Consider the following 15,198-nt stretch of genomic DNA (forward strand, 5'->3'; position numbering starts at 1 on the left):
CTAGCGGGAATGGAGAGAGAGTGCAAGCCCTAGCGACGGCGGCCGCTCAATTCCAGGATGGTCACCATGCCGACAATAAGGCCGGCTTGCCCGAGCAACAGCACGGCCTCCTGAAGACCGGCGTGGCGGAGTGCCATGGCGGAAAGACCGAGGCAAACGGTGAGCAGGAAAATCATGGCGACACTAGCCTGCCGGGATCCCAATGCCCGTTCTAATCGATGATGCAGATGGTCCTTGCCCACATAGTCCAGCCACTCTTTCACGGATTGCACTTTCCCGGTGACCACTCGCTCCACGGTAATATGGATCATGTCGTAGATCAGCACACCGAAGATCAGCAGTGGATTGCTGAAGGAGACCATCGGACTATGGTTGGCCCAATTCCCTTTGACCGCCAGACAGGCCAGCGTAAACCCGAGGAACGTCGACCCGCCGTCGCCAAGAAATATTTTCGCCGGCTGAGCACCCCGAAAATTGTACGGAAAGAATCCGGCACAGGCGCCGATGACGGCCATCGCCAACCATCCTACGCCGGGCTGGTCGGTTTCAAACGCCACTACCCCCATGAAGCCCGCCATGAGAATGGCGAGACCACTGGCCAAACCGTCCATGCCGTCAAAGAAGTTAAAGGCGTTCGTAATCCCGACGATCCAGAGCAGGGTTAACAGCACATTCGCCGCTTCACCTATTCCCCCTGCCCCGCCTGCCGGGAAGAGGGTGAGCACCTTGCCCGACGCGATCACGATCCCGGCCGCCACGAGCTGCGCCACGAGTTTCGATGAGGCGGGCAACTCCCGAATATCGTCGATCACTCCGACGATCAACAACAGCGACCCGGCCAACACAATCGCCGTCATCCAGTCCGGCAGGATTGAATTCATCAGCACGGATCCGACAAAACCCGCATAGACGGCGACGCCGCCGAGCCGGGGCGTCGGCTGCACATGAATCTTCCGTTCCGTCGGAATGTCGACGAGATTCCAGTGGTGACTGATCTGAACCATCACCGGCGTGAGGGCGACGCTTCCCAGAAACGCAAACAAGAGCACATAGAGCCAGCGCAGCCCCTCCAGCTGAAACAGGTCGCGTACAGCCGGCACCGCCAATGCCACCGTCCCGACTACCGCCGCCACCATCGCGGGTGTCAGCCAGCGCCAGGCGCGAGGGCTCTCGGCCATCGACAAATCGTGTTCGATTACTCGCGTCGCCATTCATCCCTCATCGCCAGAAATATCTGATCCACTTCTTCATCCGCCAACGACGGATAGAGCGGAAGAGAGAGCGCGTCGTGTTCGGCCGCCTCGCTGGCAGGAAATCCGTCGAGATCGAGATAGCGATGCAGCGACCGGAACACCGGTTTCCGGCATTGCACGCCGGCGCGCTCCAATCGACCGATACATGCTCTCAATTCATCCGCACCTGATCCCCTCTTGGACATTCGTACAACGAACCGATAATAGATATGCGATCGTCCGGCCGGCACCGCCGGCACCATTGCGGATGTCCCTGCCAGCGCCACGCGATATTCCCGGGCCAGACTCATACGGCGCTCCAACAATTCCGGGAGCCGGTCCAACTGCACCAGGCCGACGGCAGCCTGCAGGTCCGTCATCTTGAGATTCGTCGCCTGGGGGATCAACGACGGCGCCCCGTCATACTCTCGCAGCGCTCTGGCTCGCTCAAGCAACACGGAATCGTTCGAGAGCACCATCCCGCCTTCCCCCGCACACAGTAACTTGTTCGCATAGAACGAACAGACCGTCAGCGTTCCCACGGAGCCGACCGCCCGCCCCTGCTCAGTCGCCCCCAAAGTCTGCGCGCAATCCTCAATGAGCGGTACGCCGAGACGGGCGAGCGCGGTCAAATCGGCCGGCAATCCAAACAGATGCGGCACAATGATCGCGCGAGTCTTGGAAGTGATCGCCGCCCGGGCCAGGTCGGCGTCGATCTGGAAGGTTTCCGGCTCGATATCCACCAGACGCGCCTGCGCCCCGACGCGCTGAACCGCCTGCCAGGGCGCCGCACACACATAACTCGGCAGAATCACCTCGTCGCCGGGTCCTATACCCAGGACTCGCAGCGCGACTTCCAGTGCCATCGTTCCCGAATTGACCGCGACGCCGCCGGCCAGGCCGAGGTAGGCAGCCATCCCCCGCTCGAACCGCTCGACGACCGCCCCTTGCGCGAGATGGCCGGACTGCAACACCTCGGTGACGGCACGGACCTCCAGCTGGTCGATCAACGGACGGGAGTGCGGAATCATGGTCGTACTCGTCATCATGTTCCAATATTAATAAACAATCGCAAGGGAAGAAACCCTTCTGCGTTTTTCACCCGACCCTGAATCCCGCGAAAATGCGCCGAGGATCGGATCACGTCCACGATACTCAGGGCTTCAATGTTCGTCTTCCTGACTTGCGATGCATGGGCCTCGATGGCCGCAATCTTTTCGTCGAGCACTTGATCGATATCGACAAACACGGTCGGCGCAAAGTTTTGCGTCGTCGGACCTTCGTAGAACAAGACATTCTTCGTGTAACGCGTCGCCGAAATCGCCGCCATGGCCAGATGACGGTGGTCCTGGTGCGTGTCGTCGTGATAATGCACAAAGATAAAATGGGGATCGACTTCCTTGACGACCGCTTCAATCGACTGGATCAGCTCACGTCCCATCGGCACGGCGGTATCCTGATAGCCGCCCCAAAAAATCCGCTCGGCACAGAGCTGCTTGGCCGCCTGCTCCTGCTCGAACTTCCGAAGTTCACCGGCGCCGCCCTGCTCCCCCTCCGTCATCACCATCAAAAACACCCGATGTCCATTTTGCGCATACTTGACCAGCGCCCCGCCGCAGCCGGCTTCGATGTCGTCCGGATGAGCCCCGATCGCCAGAATCCGCATCGCTTCTGTGCCGTCGAATGTCATACCTGCCTCCTCGTCATGATCGCGCTGACACGGTCGCCCGGACCGGTCGAACCCGGCGACTGCGCAGTTGCTTCAATGCCTCAGGCCCCACGCATAGCAAGAGATCGATGGCCGATAGATTCGGCTCAAATGGCCCGTACATCTGCCCGTACTCGGGATGGAGAAACTCCTGAATTTCCAACTCCACCCCGCTCGCCTCAAACCGCGACTGATCCATATACCCTTCCGCCCCGGGCCCCGCGAGATACTGTGTCGCGCCGACCGCCCGACAGAGATCGACGAGGCGGTCGGTCGGCTCTTCGCGCGCGGCCATGTCAGATGCACAGCGCAAGGGGGTCGTGATGCCATAGGCCTCTAGCAGCCAGCGGATCACCGCCAGATTCAGCTCGGATAGCTTCGTCCAGGGTTCGGCATAGATCGCCCGCAACTCCGGCAGATACCGGTCGCGGAACGGCGACCGCGCGTAGTGCATCCCCAGCGCCCGCAGATGTTGATCGCGCCAGGCCGCCGTCGGGTTGATCGTCACCTCCTGCACGCGTTGACCGAAATGATGCAGCACCGGCACCGTCAGCCATTGCCACCCGTCCGCCGTTCTGATCCGGTTCCGATTCTGCCATTCATTCTTCTTGAACTGGACCGTGTCCAACACGATAAACAGATCGGCTCGATCGATCTTGTCGAGATAGCCCAGCCACGGCAGAAACTGCGGTTGATGAATCGTGACGCGCATGGGCTACCCGCGTTCCTTCGTTTGAACATCCACATAGACGGGATTGGTCAACACCTCGCCGCTCCGACCCACCACTTCCAGACGGTAGTATGCCCCACCCGCTGATACCGCTTGTCCATCCGCCACTCGATACGCCACCGGGGTCTCGGCATTCGTCATATCGATCACTTCTCCCGAACGGATGAGACGGATCATGACCGGGTGAGGCTTGCCGTCGCGCGCTGAAAGCCGGACCGTCGCGACCGCATGCGAGCCGGACGGCAGAGCCAGATGCTCTCCGACGCTAACGGTTGGCTGATCGCAGTCACAACCAAGGCTGAATTCGTCCAATGTCAGCATCACCCGCTGATCTCCTTCGGCGGCCGCATAGGCATGGCCGGACCGGATCGCGGACAACAGGCCGGCAACCGACCGTTCCTTCGCAAAGACCGTCGTCACGACACGGTCGAGGTCCTTTCCTTTATCAGCCAACCCGTGAAAGGCAATCTCGCCGATCATCGTGGGCACGGCAGACTGTGCTCTTCCCCTGTGCGACTGAATCACCTGATCCCAGAGCCCGCCGGCAGCCGTCACGGTCCTCGTATCCTGATAGAGTCCGCCGAATCCGGCATACCCGCTGGTCAACGCCAGCGCTTCAGGATGAGCATCGGTCCTCACCGTCACCGTCCCTAACGGACCAAAGGCATGCGTCTGTAGGTCGCGCGCCTCCGTCATCGACCAGAGCGCGACCGCGCCGCGTTGATTCGCGGCATCGAGCAAGGCTTGATAGGGTCGATACCCCAGCTGCGACTCGTAGGAGCTGAAGGGAGGCGTTCCGATCGGCCAGGCATTTACGAACGTGGCCACGGCCAACACAAGGCAGCAGGCGGCGCCCATTCGACGCGCCGCACTGACCGGCTCGCGCCAGCCATCCGCCAGGGGACGGCGAGGCGTCCATAAGAACAGCGCGGGAATGACCAAGAGCAGAGGCGCGGCATTCGCGAGGCTGGCCGCCTCGACCGTCAAGGACGCCGGATTGCCACGTGCCGGGAGCGCCCGATAGTCCTCCGCCCTCGTCAGCCCCAACACCAGGAGATTGCGCTGCGCGTCGTGCATCGTCAGATCCCCACGCCAGAGGGAGCCGGTCCAATAGTAGTAGGGAGCGACCTCGACTCCCGGCACAATCACTAGCTGCGGGTGGCGCGCTTGCACCGATTGGATTTCTTCGAGATAGCGCTCGACACCATAAGAGAGAACCGAGGGATACCTGACCGTCTTTTTCAGCAGTCCCGGAAGTGGCTGGAGGCCATACTCGTACTCCAGAGAGAAATTGTCGGAGAGTACGATCCCATCTAGGCCCTGTTGCTCAGCCCGGGCCGCCAACGCCTCCAGGCTCAAGGTCCCGGTACTGGCCGTGCTATGGACATGGATGGCGACACGAAGGGGCACCCGCTGCTCCGCGGCCGACACAATCGGCAACCAGACCAGCCCCGACAGCGTGAGACCAATCCAGGCAGCACCCACAGGATGCTCAAAAAGACCGCCCAGCAAGGCCGCAGCAAGCGAAGAGGCGAGGCGTACGCAGCAGTACGTTGAGCCTCTGAGTGAAGCGAGAACGCCGCTGGCGGACTTTTTCAGCATCCTGCTAACGCTTCCTGGTAGACCGACTCCACAGCATCCACCATGGCCTTCACTCCAAATTCCTGTCCAATCGTGCGCGACGCGTTCCGACCGAGCCTCTCGGCCAACTGAGGGTCAGCCAGAATGCGGCGCAACGCCTCGCTCAGCCCCCGTCCATCCCCCGCCTCAACCAGCAATCCGTTCTCTTCGTGGCGTACAATCGCAGGAATCCCGCCCACTCGACTGGCGACAACCGGCAGGCCCGCCGCCATGGCTTCAATCAACGCGCGCCCCATGCCCTCGTTCAATGAGGGAAATACAAAGCAGTCCATCCCGGCCAGGCACTGCTCGATATCGTCTCGATGCCCGACTAAATGAATACGATCACGGAGGCCCAACGAATCCGCTTGAGCGAGCAAGGCGTCATGCTGCCCGCCACTACCCACGATCACCATCTGGAGCTTCGGAAACTCGTCCTTGAGGTAGCCCACGGCTTCGACCAGGACCCGGTGGCCCTTAATATCCGTTAACCAGCCGATCGATCCGACGATCGTCGCATCAGTGGAACAGTTGAAATCCTGGGGAATCCGCCGGCCTTCAACTCGCGCGCGGCGAAACCGCTCGACATCGATGCCGCTGGGAATTACGGCAAACCGATCGGCATGGCCGACCGCTCTCGCAAGATGGTCGTCCCGCTCTGCGCTCGTCAACGCCACCAGCCTGCTCGTCACGCGACACAGAATGCGCTCGACCTGCAAGAAGATCCGGGATTTCCAGGCGCCGAAGTGTCCGTAAAACACATGTCCGTGCGGCGTATGCACGACCACCGGAACCCGCGCAAACCAGGCGGCCACTCGACCGACGACACCGGCTTTCGACGTGTGGGTATGGACAATCGCCGGACGTTTCGCCCGCAGGATACCGACCACTGTCCATAACGCACAGAGATCCATCCAGGGGCTGATCTGGCGAACGAGCGACGGCACGATGACGCAGGAGATTCCCTCCTTCTCCAGGCGACGACACAGTTCCTCTGTCGCCGCCATGCCGCCCTGCGCATCCCACGATCCGGGATGACCGGCGATCACCACCGGCTCATACTGCGTCCGGTCATGCCCTAACACAGTCAACATGGTGTTTTGCGCCGAGCCTCCCCGATCGAGCCTGGTAATAATGTGAATGACCGTGCGCGCTTCCATAGAGGTCTTTAGGCCGCCTTTCGTTCCGACGCCGGTTGTGCTGAAAGCCGGATCAGATCCGCACAATGCTGCACCCAGTTGTACCGGGACTCCACCAGACTGCGCCCTTTCCTCGACAACCGCTCCCGCTCTACTGGCTCCTCAATACGGCTGAGGACTCGCCCCAGCGCGTCGGCATAGGAACGACTATCCGTCCCGTTTGAAATCAAAATGGGGTCGATCTGCCGCAACACTTCGGGAATCGCGCCGACCGGCGTGCCCACGACCGGCGTGCCACAGGCCAGCGCTTCCACCGTCACCAGCCCGAACCCTTCGAGTTGAGCGGTCGGCATCAAAACCAGATCGGCGGCCTGGTAATACGACACTAACTGCTCCTCCGGAATAAACCCGACCAGCCGAACGATCTGCTCCAATCGTCGCTCCCTGATACCGGCCTCCAAACGGGCCCTGAGCGGTCCTTCGCCTCCGATCACCAACAGACAGCGCTGACCGGCGTGCTCCAGGGAAGCGACGGCTTCCAGCAGCATCTCCAACCCCATCCGCGGAACCAGATTGCGGACAGTGAAGAGAATCGTCCGATCCTCCGGCAACCCCAACGTTCGGCGCAGCTCTCGTCGAGTGCCAACCGGACGAAAGACGGCAGGATCCGCCGCTCCCGGCACCAGGACTATCCGCTCGGGCGCGATCCCATGCGTCGCCATCACCCGCTGCCGCATGAACTCACTCAGGACGACAATCCGATGACACCGCCACATCACCAACCACTCGATACCTCGGCGCGCCAGGACATTCACATGGCGACGCAGTTTCGACCACGGCGAGGTGGCTGCCACGGCGCGCGTGAGATACTCCTCGTGTGCCAGAGAATGGCAGACATAGAGCCACTCGGCCGCCGCACTCCGCCTGAGATAGAGAGGACCAAGCCCCGAGAGGGCTTGATGGATAATCGCCAGGTCATAGGGAACTTTCCGGGTCAGACGATCGAACAACTGCATCGCCCCCTGTACAGTCGATCGCACAAAGCTCCACTCATTCTTCCTCGATACAGGAAACCGCCACTCCTTCGCGCCGCCGATCGCGACCTCCATCGACACAGCCTCATCCGCGGCCCGCGTAAGGAGATCCACCTGATGCCCCGCTGCGACAAGACCGACAGCCTGCTGCCGCAAAACCCGCTCCGCTCCGCCGATGACCCGTTCGGCCGAGACTTCCGCTAAAAGCACAACCTTCACAATGCCTCCACGGCCACAGCCTGTTCAGAGGCAGGCTGAGCGGCTCGTTCATGCCACAGCTCCAACACCATTAAGGCGTACAGCTGATCCGCGCAATTTCTTCGCCCGCTCTGATGCTCCGCCATCAGCCACCGGACATACTCAGGCGAGACATAACCCCGGCGACGGACGGCGGTCTCCGACAACAGGTCCTGCGCCATCTCACGCAGATCTTCGCGCAACCAACGAGCCAACGGAATCATGAACCCCTGCTTGGGGCCGTCAAGAATCGCCTCGGGCACAAGCCCGCGCAGGGCCGATCGCATGAATCCCTTCAAGTGCCCACCCGACAGTCGCAGCGATGGCGCCACTCTCAACGCACAGGCGAGTAGGAGGTGGTCGCAAAACGGAACGCGGAGTTCAAGCGAATGCGCCATACTCATCCGGTCGCCCATACGCAGCAGATCATCGGGAAGATAGGTCTGTAGATCGAGGCCCATCGCGCGATCAACCGGGTTACCTGATGGCCATTGGTCAAAGAGCGGCGAGGGCCGGCTCGGAGAAAACCCGTGGGGCAACGCGCTCCTCATCGCTCCGCTCCAGATGCCGGCCTCCCACTCCGCGGGAATGAACGTCGTCCACCGGCGATATTGCTCGGCCAATGAGCGATGGCCATGCTCCAGAAATCGCTTCACTCTGCCCCCGTGATCACGACCGGACCCAGTTTCACGGCAAGCCCGTGCGGCAGAAACAGACAGCCACGATCGCATCGTGCGAGGAAGCCTGTGATAGTACGAGGCGAGGCGCATGCCGAGATACCGGGGATAGCCGCCGAACAGTTCATCGCCGCCGATCCCGGACAAGGCCACCGTGACTGAGCGTCGCGCGACTTCAGACACGAGATACGTTGGAATCGCCGACGAGTCCGCAAACGGCTCCCCCATTCCCTCGACCACTCGGGGAAGGAGCGTACGGATATCAGGCTGTAAGATGGCTTCCGTGTGATCGGTTCCAAAATGTGTCGCGAGGAGCCGCGCGTTGGCCAGCTCATTGTAGGACTGATCCTGGGGATGCTCGTAGCCGATCGTAAAGGTCTTGACCGGTCCCCGTTCCTGCATCATGGCCAAGACAGCGGCCGAATCCACGCCTCCGGAGAGAAACAGTCCCACCGGCACATCGCTCACCAGATGCGCATGAACCGTGTCGCGGAAGATCTCGACGAACTGTTCCTTCGCCTCGTCAACCGTCGTCCACTGAGACGATGACCGCGATTGTTCCGGTCGATAGTAGCGGACGGCCTCAACGCGCCCCTGCCCGACGCGTAACGCTTCCCCGGGCCTGAGTTGATACACACCTTCGTAGACCGTGTCGGGTCCGGGAACGTACAACGATGTCAGATAGTCGGCAATGGCTTGCGGACGGATGCGCGCATCCGGTAACGCTTCCAGCAAGGAGGGCAACTCGGACGAAAACAACACGTCGGTGCCGGTTATTCCCGTTCCCGGACGAGTGGCATAGTAGAGCGGCTTGATCCCCAATCGATCCCGGACCAACAGCGCTTCCTGGCGCTCCCGATCCCAGATCGCGAACGCATACATTCCTCTCAGGCGCGCGAGACCATCGATTCCCTCCTGCTCATAAAGATGCACCAGCACTTCGGTGTCGCAGCGGGACGTCAACCGGTGACCACGATCCAGTAACTCCTGACGCAAGGCACGATAGTTATAGATTTCCCCGTTCAACACCGCCCAGACCGAGCCGTTTTCATTCTGCACCGGCTGCCGGCCTCCGGCGGGATCGATCACACGCAAACGGCGAGCCCCGAGCGTGACCCCGCCCTCACGGTGAAGTCCCTGTTCATCCGGACCCCGATGGACCAGCCGCCGGAGCATCCGGGAGACCAAGGCCTCCTCACTCGAACCGATGATGCCGCAGATTCCACACATCTGGTTACTTGTCTTTCCCTTCGGTCACCGTCCGCTCACGCCGCTCCAGTTCTTCCCGCTCCCGCTCATGCCGGGGTGAAACGGTCTGCGGCGGCACATCGACCGGCTCATACCGCAGATGCTTGGCCGACCCGACTGAGGTCAACAACATGCGCACGCCGAGCGCGGCCACTGCGCCGAGCAGACAGACGATCAACACGCTGCCCCAAAATCCGATCCGCCGCTTCCATCGGCGGCGGATCTGCCAGCTGATCGCGCTCACGAGACTCCATCCTTCCGCCGGGCGATCAATTCAAACGATGGTGCCCAAACCAGGCGACCGGCGCTCAGCCGATAGGCCAGATCCGCCGCCATCGACAATCCCCCTCCAACGAGCCTCCACTTCAGCCGGCGCCCCCAGGAATTGGCGCTCGTGACCGGACCCAGACTCGGTACGGAATTGCGCAGAGAAAGCACCTCAAAGCCGCTGGTCTCCATGAGCGTCTTCAACGCGCTCGGCGAATAACTGAACAGGTGAAAGGCCTGGTCGTACTGCGCTCCGCACCACCGGACAGGCGTTCGCATTCGCTGATGAAACAGCCCATTCGACACTCGCACTGCAATAATCCCTTGAGCTTTGACCTGATGCGTCATAGCTCTCACGATGGCCGCAGGATCCGTCACCGTTTCCAGGACATTCACCAGCGTCACCACATCGAACGGGCCTCCCGTCGATTGCCCGAGCTCAGCCGGCGACAGGACTCGTAACCCTTTCCCCCTGGCTCGCTCGGCGGCTCCTTGGGACACTTCGACACCGGTGCAGTCCCATCCCGCCTCGCGACAGAGCATCAGGAACGCGCCATCGCCGCAGCCGATATCGAGCAACCGTCCCGGAGGTCTTCGCCACTCCAGCAGATGCGCCAAGACGCTGGCAAACACCGGCTGCCGATCGGCGGAACTTTCCGCGGCGCCATAGGACCCGTCATAACTCTCCCGATAATATTCCTCCACGATAGAGGAAGAAGGCCGAGGACTCAGAAACACCAGGCCGCACGCCGGACAGGCGACATACCGTCTTGTCGAGGTCTGAAAGACCTCAGACGGACTCCCGCCGCCCCCGCAGGGGCACACCACAGTTTCCATCTCCAGCGGCACCGCGAGGTTCATGCGACCTTCCTGCTCCATGAGGGTGCATCGATTCCTTCTGCTCGTAAGGCTTCATCAAACACCGCCACCGTCTTTTCGACCATCCGGTCGACCGTAAACCGCGCCTGCACCACCGCACGCCCGGCTACTCCCAATTGCATCGCTTGTTCAGGATGCTCCAAGAGAGATTCAATCGCACGAGCCAATCCACCCACGTCACGCGCATTTACCAAGAGGCCCGTCTTCATGTGATCGATCACTTCAGGCACCCCATTTACCCTCGTCGCAATCACCGGCTTCCCCATGGCCAACGCTTCGAGAATGACAAACGGGAACCCCTCGGAATGCGAGGGCAGCACCACCACATCTGCCGCAGCATAAAAATCCATCACATTGTCGCGAGATCCGACAAACCGGCACATCGACGAAAGCCCCCGAGCACCGGCGAGCGCCTCCAGCGGTTTCCTCAATTCCCCGTCACCCACACATATACAGTGCAGCTGCGGCCATCGTTCCCGCAGCAGAGCCAATGCTTCAATCAAGTCGCTGTGCCCTTTGGGTTGGCTCAGCCGAGCCACCATGACCAGCAGCGGACCATCGGTGAGGCCAAACTCACGACGCACTCTGGCTCGATCAACGTCATTCTGAAACAAGCGGCGGTCGATCCCGTTGTGCACGGTCTCCGCCAGGCTAGCAGCCGCCGGATCGTCTTGAACCACATCGCGCCGGATGGCGTCGGACACACAGATAATCCGCTTCGACCATGGCAGGGTCGCCCGAAGCGCCGCGGAATACATCCAGCGTTTCAATCGGCTCACCTCGTAGTCAGCGATCGAATTGTGCGCCGTGGAAATCACCACGGGAACTCCCGCCAACCACCCGGCCACCCGGCCATAAAAATTCGCCCGGGCGCCGTGCGTTTGAAGAATGGTCACATGCTCTTGAGAAAGCACTTGCACTAATCGCATCAGAGCAAAGGGGTTGAAGAGAGGCTCCAAATGCACCACGCGCACATCCACGCCCCGGGCCTGCATGCGCCCGACAAACGAACCCGGCTCAGGACAAATCAGAATCGGCCGGAAGCGTGAGGGATCGAGGTGCTCGCAGAGCAATTCCAGATAACGCTCACCGCCGCCATAGGAGGCCGACCCGGCCAGTTCTGCAACCACAATCAAGCCTTCACTCCTTCTCGCTTTATCCCGAGAATCATTGATCCGTTTCCCCGCTTCGGCACGAACAGCATCTCCAGCGCCACGGCGAGAAGCACTGCCGGCAAGAGCAACAGTCCGATTCCTCTGACTCCTTTTCGCTCGCCGGATGAAAACGTCTGCTTGAGAAGTGCCACCCATCGCCCAAACGTGGGCCGTGCATCGAGCACCTCGATGGATCGCCGTTCCAGAGCATGCGTCAGCTGCGACAGACTGAACCCTTCATGCACATGGTCGTCTCCGGACCGATGAGTCCGGAAATGATGCGCCATCTCCGTCTCTCCGGAACCAAACCAGGATCGCTGATCCAGACTCGGCACATGGATGAACAGCAGTCCCCCGGAACGCAGAGCCGTGATCAGTCGATCGAGCGTCCCGTCAAAATCCTCGATGTGTTCAAGCACATCGATGGAATAGACCAGATCGTACTCACCCATACTTGCCAGCCGCGCGATGTCCGACTCGATCACCGACAAATTCGTGCGCGGCAGCGCATCTCTTACCTCACGGTCCACATGCAAATCCCATCCGACGAAGGAGCAGGTCGGATAGCGCCCCGCCAGCATCGCTGTCAACTGCGCCTCAGGACCACAACCGGCATCCATAACTCTCCGCCCCCCCTGCCGCAGGAAGGCAGCCACCTTCCATTGCAGATAGAGACCCTTAATGACCAGACCGGCATGAAATCCGCCCAGCCACCGTTCAGATAGAGGACTGGCCACTGTTCTATAGACCTTATCGAAGACGGAGATCATCGTGTGTGCTGTGCCTCCGCCGTCATTGATCGGGTTCGAGATCTCATCGCTTCCGCCCCACGATCAACAGACTCCCCCGCAGATGCGGGACGGCATAGAACGGCCACTTGGCCCAATCGATCGCCTGTTGCTGTGCCGTCAGTCGGCAATCCTGCGTATCCTCCCCCAGAAAATGCTGCGACTCGGCAATCTCAAACCCTGACGTCCTGAGCATGTCGGCCAGCTCATGCATCGCATATTCGCGAGCATGAGGACGCCATTCATCGTTTGGATCGTCATATCCGGGAGGGGCCAAGCGATCATTGAGTGTCCGGCCGGCCAGGAGCTTCATCACATTTCCGATACGGGTGACGTTCGGCGTCGTGATCACGATGCAGCCGCCCGGCTGGAGAATGCGATGAGCCTCCTCCAGCAGATGAAAGGGCGAGGTCAAATGCTCAATGATCTCCAATGCGAATACCAACCTGGCAGTCCCCTGCCCCATCGGCACGGCTGTCGGATAGCCTTTCAGCTCAAACTGCTTGGCAGCCGGATCCAGATTGACCGTCAGGATATCGACATCGACGTCCTGCTTCATCAGGTGCACAAATTCAGGACTGGCCATCAGACCGGCCCCCACGAGCCGGGCCGATCTCGTCGGTTCGGTCAGGCGCAAGAGCCTCAACAGGCTGCCGGGAAACGGACCGAAATCCACGATGGCCTGCGGTCCCTGCGGCAACCAGCGCAGTCCGCTCCGCAATGCGACGTACAACCGATCCCGACACTTCAGCGCATGATGCATCGGGGTGGTAAAACGAGGATCCTCGCTTCCGAACACCTCATAGCGTGAAGGACGAAACTCCCGCATCACGCCATCAAAACCTGATCTGGTCAATTCATAACTCATCAGCTCAGAATCTCCGCCCGATCAGAAGCAACGTGTCGCACAACCAGGTGAAACCTATGGCAGCCAACGACTCATAGCGCTGCCGGAGTCCGGTGACGGTCACGAGCTCAAATCCACCACGAACCACGAGCGCCGCCAGCAAGGCCGCGTTGAACGAATGCAGATGGCGCTCATCCGCCGTCACCGATGGGACGCCTCCCCGCAAAGCCTCCAACCGAAATCGCCAAAAGGCGACATTCGGCACCGTGATCAAGACATGACCTCCTGGCCTGATGACCCGGTGAAATTCAGCCAGCGCTCGACCCGGCTCCACGAGATGCTCAATCACCTCGCTGGCGACCACCAGATCGAGACTTCCGTCTGCTTCCGGGAGACGTTCTACATTGAGATCGACCGCATACTTTCGATCCAGCCCTTCGGCGCGATCGAGCGCCGCGATAGACAGATCGCACCCGTGCACAACGACACCAGGCAACACCTGCTTGATTGCTCTGGCAAGCCGGCCATCGCCACACCCCACATCCAACATGCGCTCAGGCGCCAGCGCGGCCACCTTCCGACTGATCTGGCCGTATCGCCGGACTCCTTCAAACGCACCGGCTGCGGCCTTCCAGCCGTTCCACTCGAGATCATACTGCTCACGTTGGCTCATAGCTTGTGGCATCACTCGTTATCCTCGTAGTCCTGCCGGAGACATGGCTGCCGATTCAGCCTCGTCATGCCCCAGCCAGACCCGTCGCAAAGTTGTCCACATGGCTTGAATCTCCTGCCGTCGATCGGAGGCATGCGAGCAGGCGGTCACCATCAACTTGCGCATCACTCCAACGGCAATCCAGCCCTTCATCAGAAATCGTCGGGGTTGCGCAAAATGCTTTTCCACATAGCGGATGCGGCTGAGTTCCCATTGCTTATTGAGGCCTGGCCGGTTCGTGCGGCTGCTCCGTCCGAGCAGATGCACCACCTCCCCCTCCGCCACATATCGAATGCGATAGCCCAACTGCTGAACCCGACGACACAGATCGACATCTTCGAAATACATGAAGAACCGTTCATCCAATCCGCCCAGCCGGTCGAACAACGCTTTGCGAATCATGAGGCAGGCGCCGTTGGCCCAATCGACATCCTGCGATTGCGTGAAGTCCATCGGGGGCACAGTCCCGACTAATCGCCTGACGACCAGAGGCAGCGGCTCTGAATACCGTACATGGTCACGAATAGAAGGAAAGGGGAAACACGACTGCAGCACCTGTCCCTGCTCGTCACGCTGGAGGCAACTCACAGCTCCGATGTCCAGATGCTGTTCCAGACCGGTCACCATCGTGCGGAGCGTGTGCCGCTGCATCACCGTGTCGCTGTTCAGCAACAAGAGATACCGCCCCGAGCTGACGGATGCCGCCTGGTTGCACGCTTTGGCAAAGCCGCAATTCTCGGCATTGGCAATCACCGTGAGGTGCGGGAACCGAGTCCGTACCGCATCCACACTTCCGTCGTGGGAGGCGTTATCCACCACGATCACTTCGTAATCCACCCCCGTCGTTCTGTCCTGAACCGATTGCAGACAGGCGAGGAGCAGGTCGCGAGTATTGTAACTAATGACGGCGATCGACAGATCCACGT

At 60.7% G+C, this 15,198-nt stretch carries 15 protein-coding genes; all 15 read right to left on the reverse strand.

From position 1 onward, the window contains the following. Positions 1-29 precede the first annotated feature (29 nt). Positions 30-1,211, reverse strand: a complete 1,182-nt coding sequence (locus Q7U39_08650; protein ID MDO9118012.1) for an MraY family glycosyltransferase — start codon at positions 1,209-1,211, stop codon at positions 30-32. Continuing rightward, positions 1,196-2,263 (reverse strand): DegT/DnrJ/EryC1/StrS family aminotransferase, encoded by a 1,068-nt coding sequence (locus Q7U39_08655; GenBank protein MDO9118013.1) that lies wholly within the window; start codon positions 2,261-2,263, stop codon positions 1,196-1,198. The genes Q7U39_08650 and Q7U39_08655 overlap by 16 nt, the downstream gene beginning before the upstream one ends. Positions 2,264-2,277: 14 nt before the next feature. Continuing rightward, positions 2,278-2,922: a PIG-L deacetylase family protein gene (locus tag Q7U39_08660; GenBank protein MDO9118014.1), complete on the reverse strand. Its 645-nt coding sequence runs from the start codon at positions 2,920-2,922 to the stop codon at positions 2,278-2,280. 13 nt (positions 2,923-2,935) lie between these two features. Next, the gene (locus tag Q7U39_08665; GenBank protein MDO9118015.1) at positions 2,936-3,652 is read right to left on the reverse strand and encodes a WbqC family protein; all 717 of its coding nucleotides are present in this window, start codon (positions 3,650-3,652) and stop codon (positions 2,936-2,938) included. A gap of 3 nt (positions 3,653-3,655) precedes the next feature. Next, the gene (locus tag Q7U39_08670; protein ID MDO9118016.1) at positions 3,656-5,155 is read right to left on the reverse strand and encodes a hypothetical protein; all 1,500 of its coding nucleotides are present in this window, start codon (positions 5,153-5,155) and stop codon (positions 3,656-3,658) included. Between the two features lie 110 nt (positions 5,156-5,265). Continuing rightward, positions 5,266-6,450 (reverse strand): glycosyltransferase family 4 protein, encoded by a 1,185-nt coding sequence (locus Q7U39_08675; protein MDO9118017.1) that lies wholly within the window; start codon positions 6,448-6,450, stop codon positions 5,266-5,268. Positions 6,451-6,458: 8 nt separating this feature from the next. Further along, complete coding sequence (locus Q7U39_08680) at positions 6,459-7,682, reverse strand: glycosyltransferase family 4 protein (GenBank protein ID MDO9118018.1); 1,224 nt, start codon at positions 7,680-7,682, stop codon at positions 6,459-6,461. Then, positions 7,679-9,607, reverse strand: coding sequence for an asparagine synthase (glutamine-hydrolyzing) (gene asnB / locus Q7U39_08685; GenBank protein MDO9118019.1), 1,929 nt, complete (start codon positions 9,605-9,607; stop codon positions 7,679-7,681). The genes Q7U39_08680 and asnB overlap by 4 nt, the downstream gene beginning before the upstream one ends. 4 nt (positions 9,608-9,611) lie before the next feature. Then, positions 9,612-9,869: a hypothetical protein gene (locus Q7U39_08690; protein ID MDO9118020.1), complete on the reverse strand. Its 258-nt coding sequence runs from the start codon at positions 9,867-9,869 to the stop codon at positions 9,612-9,614. Beyond that, complete coding sequence (locus Q7U39_08695; protein MDO9118021.1) at positions 9,866-10,771, reverse strand: class I SAM-dependent methyltransferase; 906 nt, start codon at positions 10,769-10,771, stop codon at positions 9,866-9,868. Before Q7U39_08695 ends, Q7U39_08690 begins: the two co-directional genes overlap by 4 nt. Next, the gene (locus Q7U39_08700; protein MDO9118022.1) at positions 10,750-11,901 is read right to left on the reverse strand and encodes a glycosyltransferase; all 1,152 of its coding nucleotides are present in this window, start codon (positions 11,899-11,901) and stop codon (positions 10,750-10,752) included. The genes Q7U39_08695 and Q7U39_08700 overlap by 22 nt, the downstream gene beginning before the upstream one ends. Before the next feature lie 2 nt (positions 11,902-11,903). Beyond that, positions 11,904-12,695: a class I SAM-dependent methyltransferase gene (locus Q7U39_08705; protein MDO9118023.1), complete on the reverse strand. Its 792-nt coding sequence runs from the start codon at positions 12,693-12,695 to the stop codon at positions 11,904-11,906. A 43-nt stretch (positions 12,696-12,738) separates the two neighbouring features. Next, a complete protein-coding gene (locus Q7U39_08710; GenBank protein MDO9118024.1) occupies positions 12,739-13,581 on the reverse strand; it encodes a methyltransferase domain-containing protein in 843 nt (280 codons plus the stop codon). 4 nt (positions 13,582-13,585) lie between these two features. Next, entirely contained in the window at positions 13,586-14,245 is a 660-nt protein-coding gene (locus Q7U39_08715) for a class I SAM-dependent methyltransferase (protein ID MDO9118025.1), read from the reverse strand. Positions 14,246-14,251: 6 nt separating this feature from the next. Then, entirely contained in the window at positions 14,252-15,196 is a 945-nt protein-coding gene (locus Q7U39_08720; protein ID MDO9118026.1) for a glycosyltransferase family 2 protein, read from the reverse strand. Positions 15,197-15,198: the final 2 nt, after the last annotated feature.

The sequence above is a fragment of the Nitrospira sp. genome, from assembly GCA_030653545.1.
GTDB lineage: Bacteria > Nitrospirota > Nitrospiria > Nitrospirales > Nitrospiraceae > Nitrospira_D.

Excerpts from the sequence above, each read along its gene's own strand:
- Q7U39_08705 (MDO9118023.1), bottom strand. The coding sequence starts at position 12,695 with ATGATCTCCGTCTTCGATAAGGTCTATAGAACAGTGGCCAGTCCTCTA.
- Q7U39_08650 (MDO9118012.1), bottom strand. The coding sequence starts at position 1,211 with ATGGCGACGCGAGTAATCGAACACGATTTGTCGATGGCCGAGAGCCCT.
- Q7U39_08695 (MDO9118021.1), bottom strand. The coding sequence starts at position 10,771 with ATGGAGCAGGAAGGTCGCATGAACCTCGCGGTGCCGCTGGAGATGGAA.
- Q7U39_08715 (MDO9118025.1), bottom strand. The coding sequence starts at position 14,245 with ATGCCACAAGCTATGAGCCAACGTGAGCAGTATGATCTCGAGTGGAAC.
- Q7U39_08660 (MDO9118014.1), bottom strand. The coding sequence starts at position 2,922 with ATGACATTCGACGGCACAGAAGCGATGCGGATTCTGGCGATCGGGGCT.
- Q7U39_08675 (MDO9118017.1), bottom strand. The coding sequence starts at position 6,450 with ATGGAAGCGCGCACGGTCATTCACATTATTACCAGGCTCGATCGGGGA.
- Q7U39_08710 (MDO9118024.1), bottom strand. The coding sequence starts at position 13,581 with ATGAGTTATGAATTGACCAGATCAGGTTTTGATGGCGTGATGCGGGAG.
- Q7U39_08665 (MDO9118015.1), bottom strand. The coding sequence starts at position 3,652 with ATGCGCGTCACGATTCATCAACCGCAGTTTCTGCCGTGGCTGGGCTAT.
- asnB (MDO9118019.1), bottom strand. The coding sequence starts at position 9,607 with ATGTGTGGAATCTGCGGCATCATCGGTTCGAGTGAGGAGGCCTTGGTC.
- Q7U39_08655 (MDO9118013.1), bottom strand. The coding sequence starts at position 2,263 with ATGATTCCGCACTCCCGTCCGTTGATCGACCAGCTGGAGGTCCGTGCC.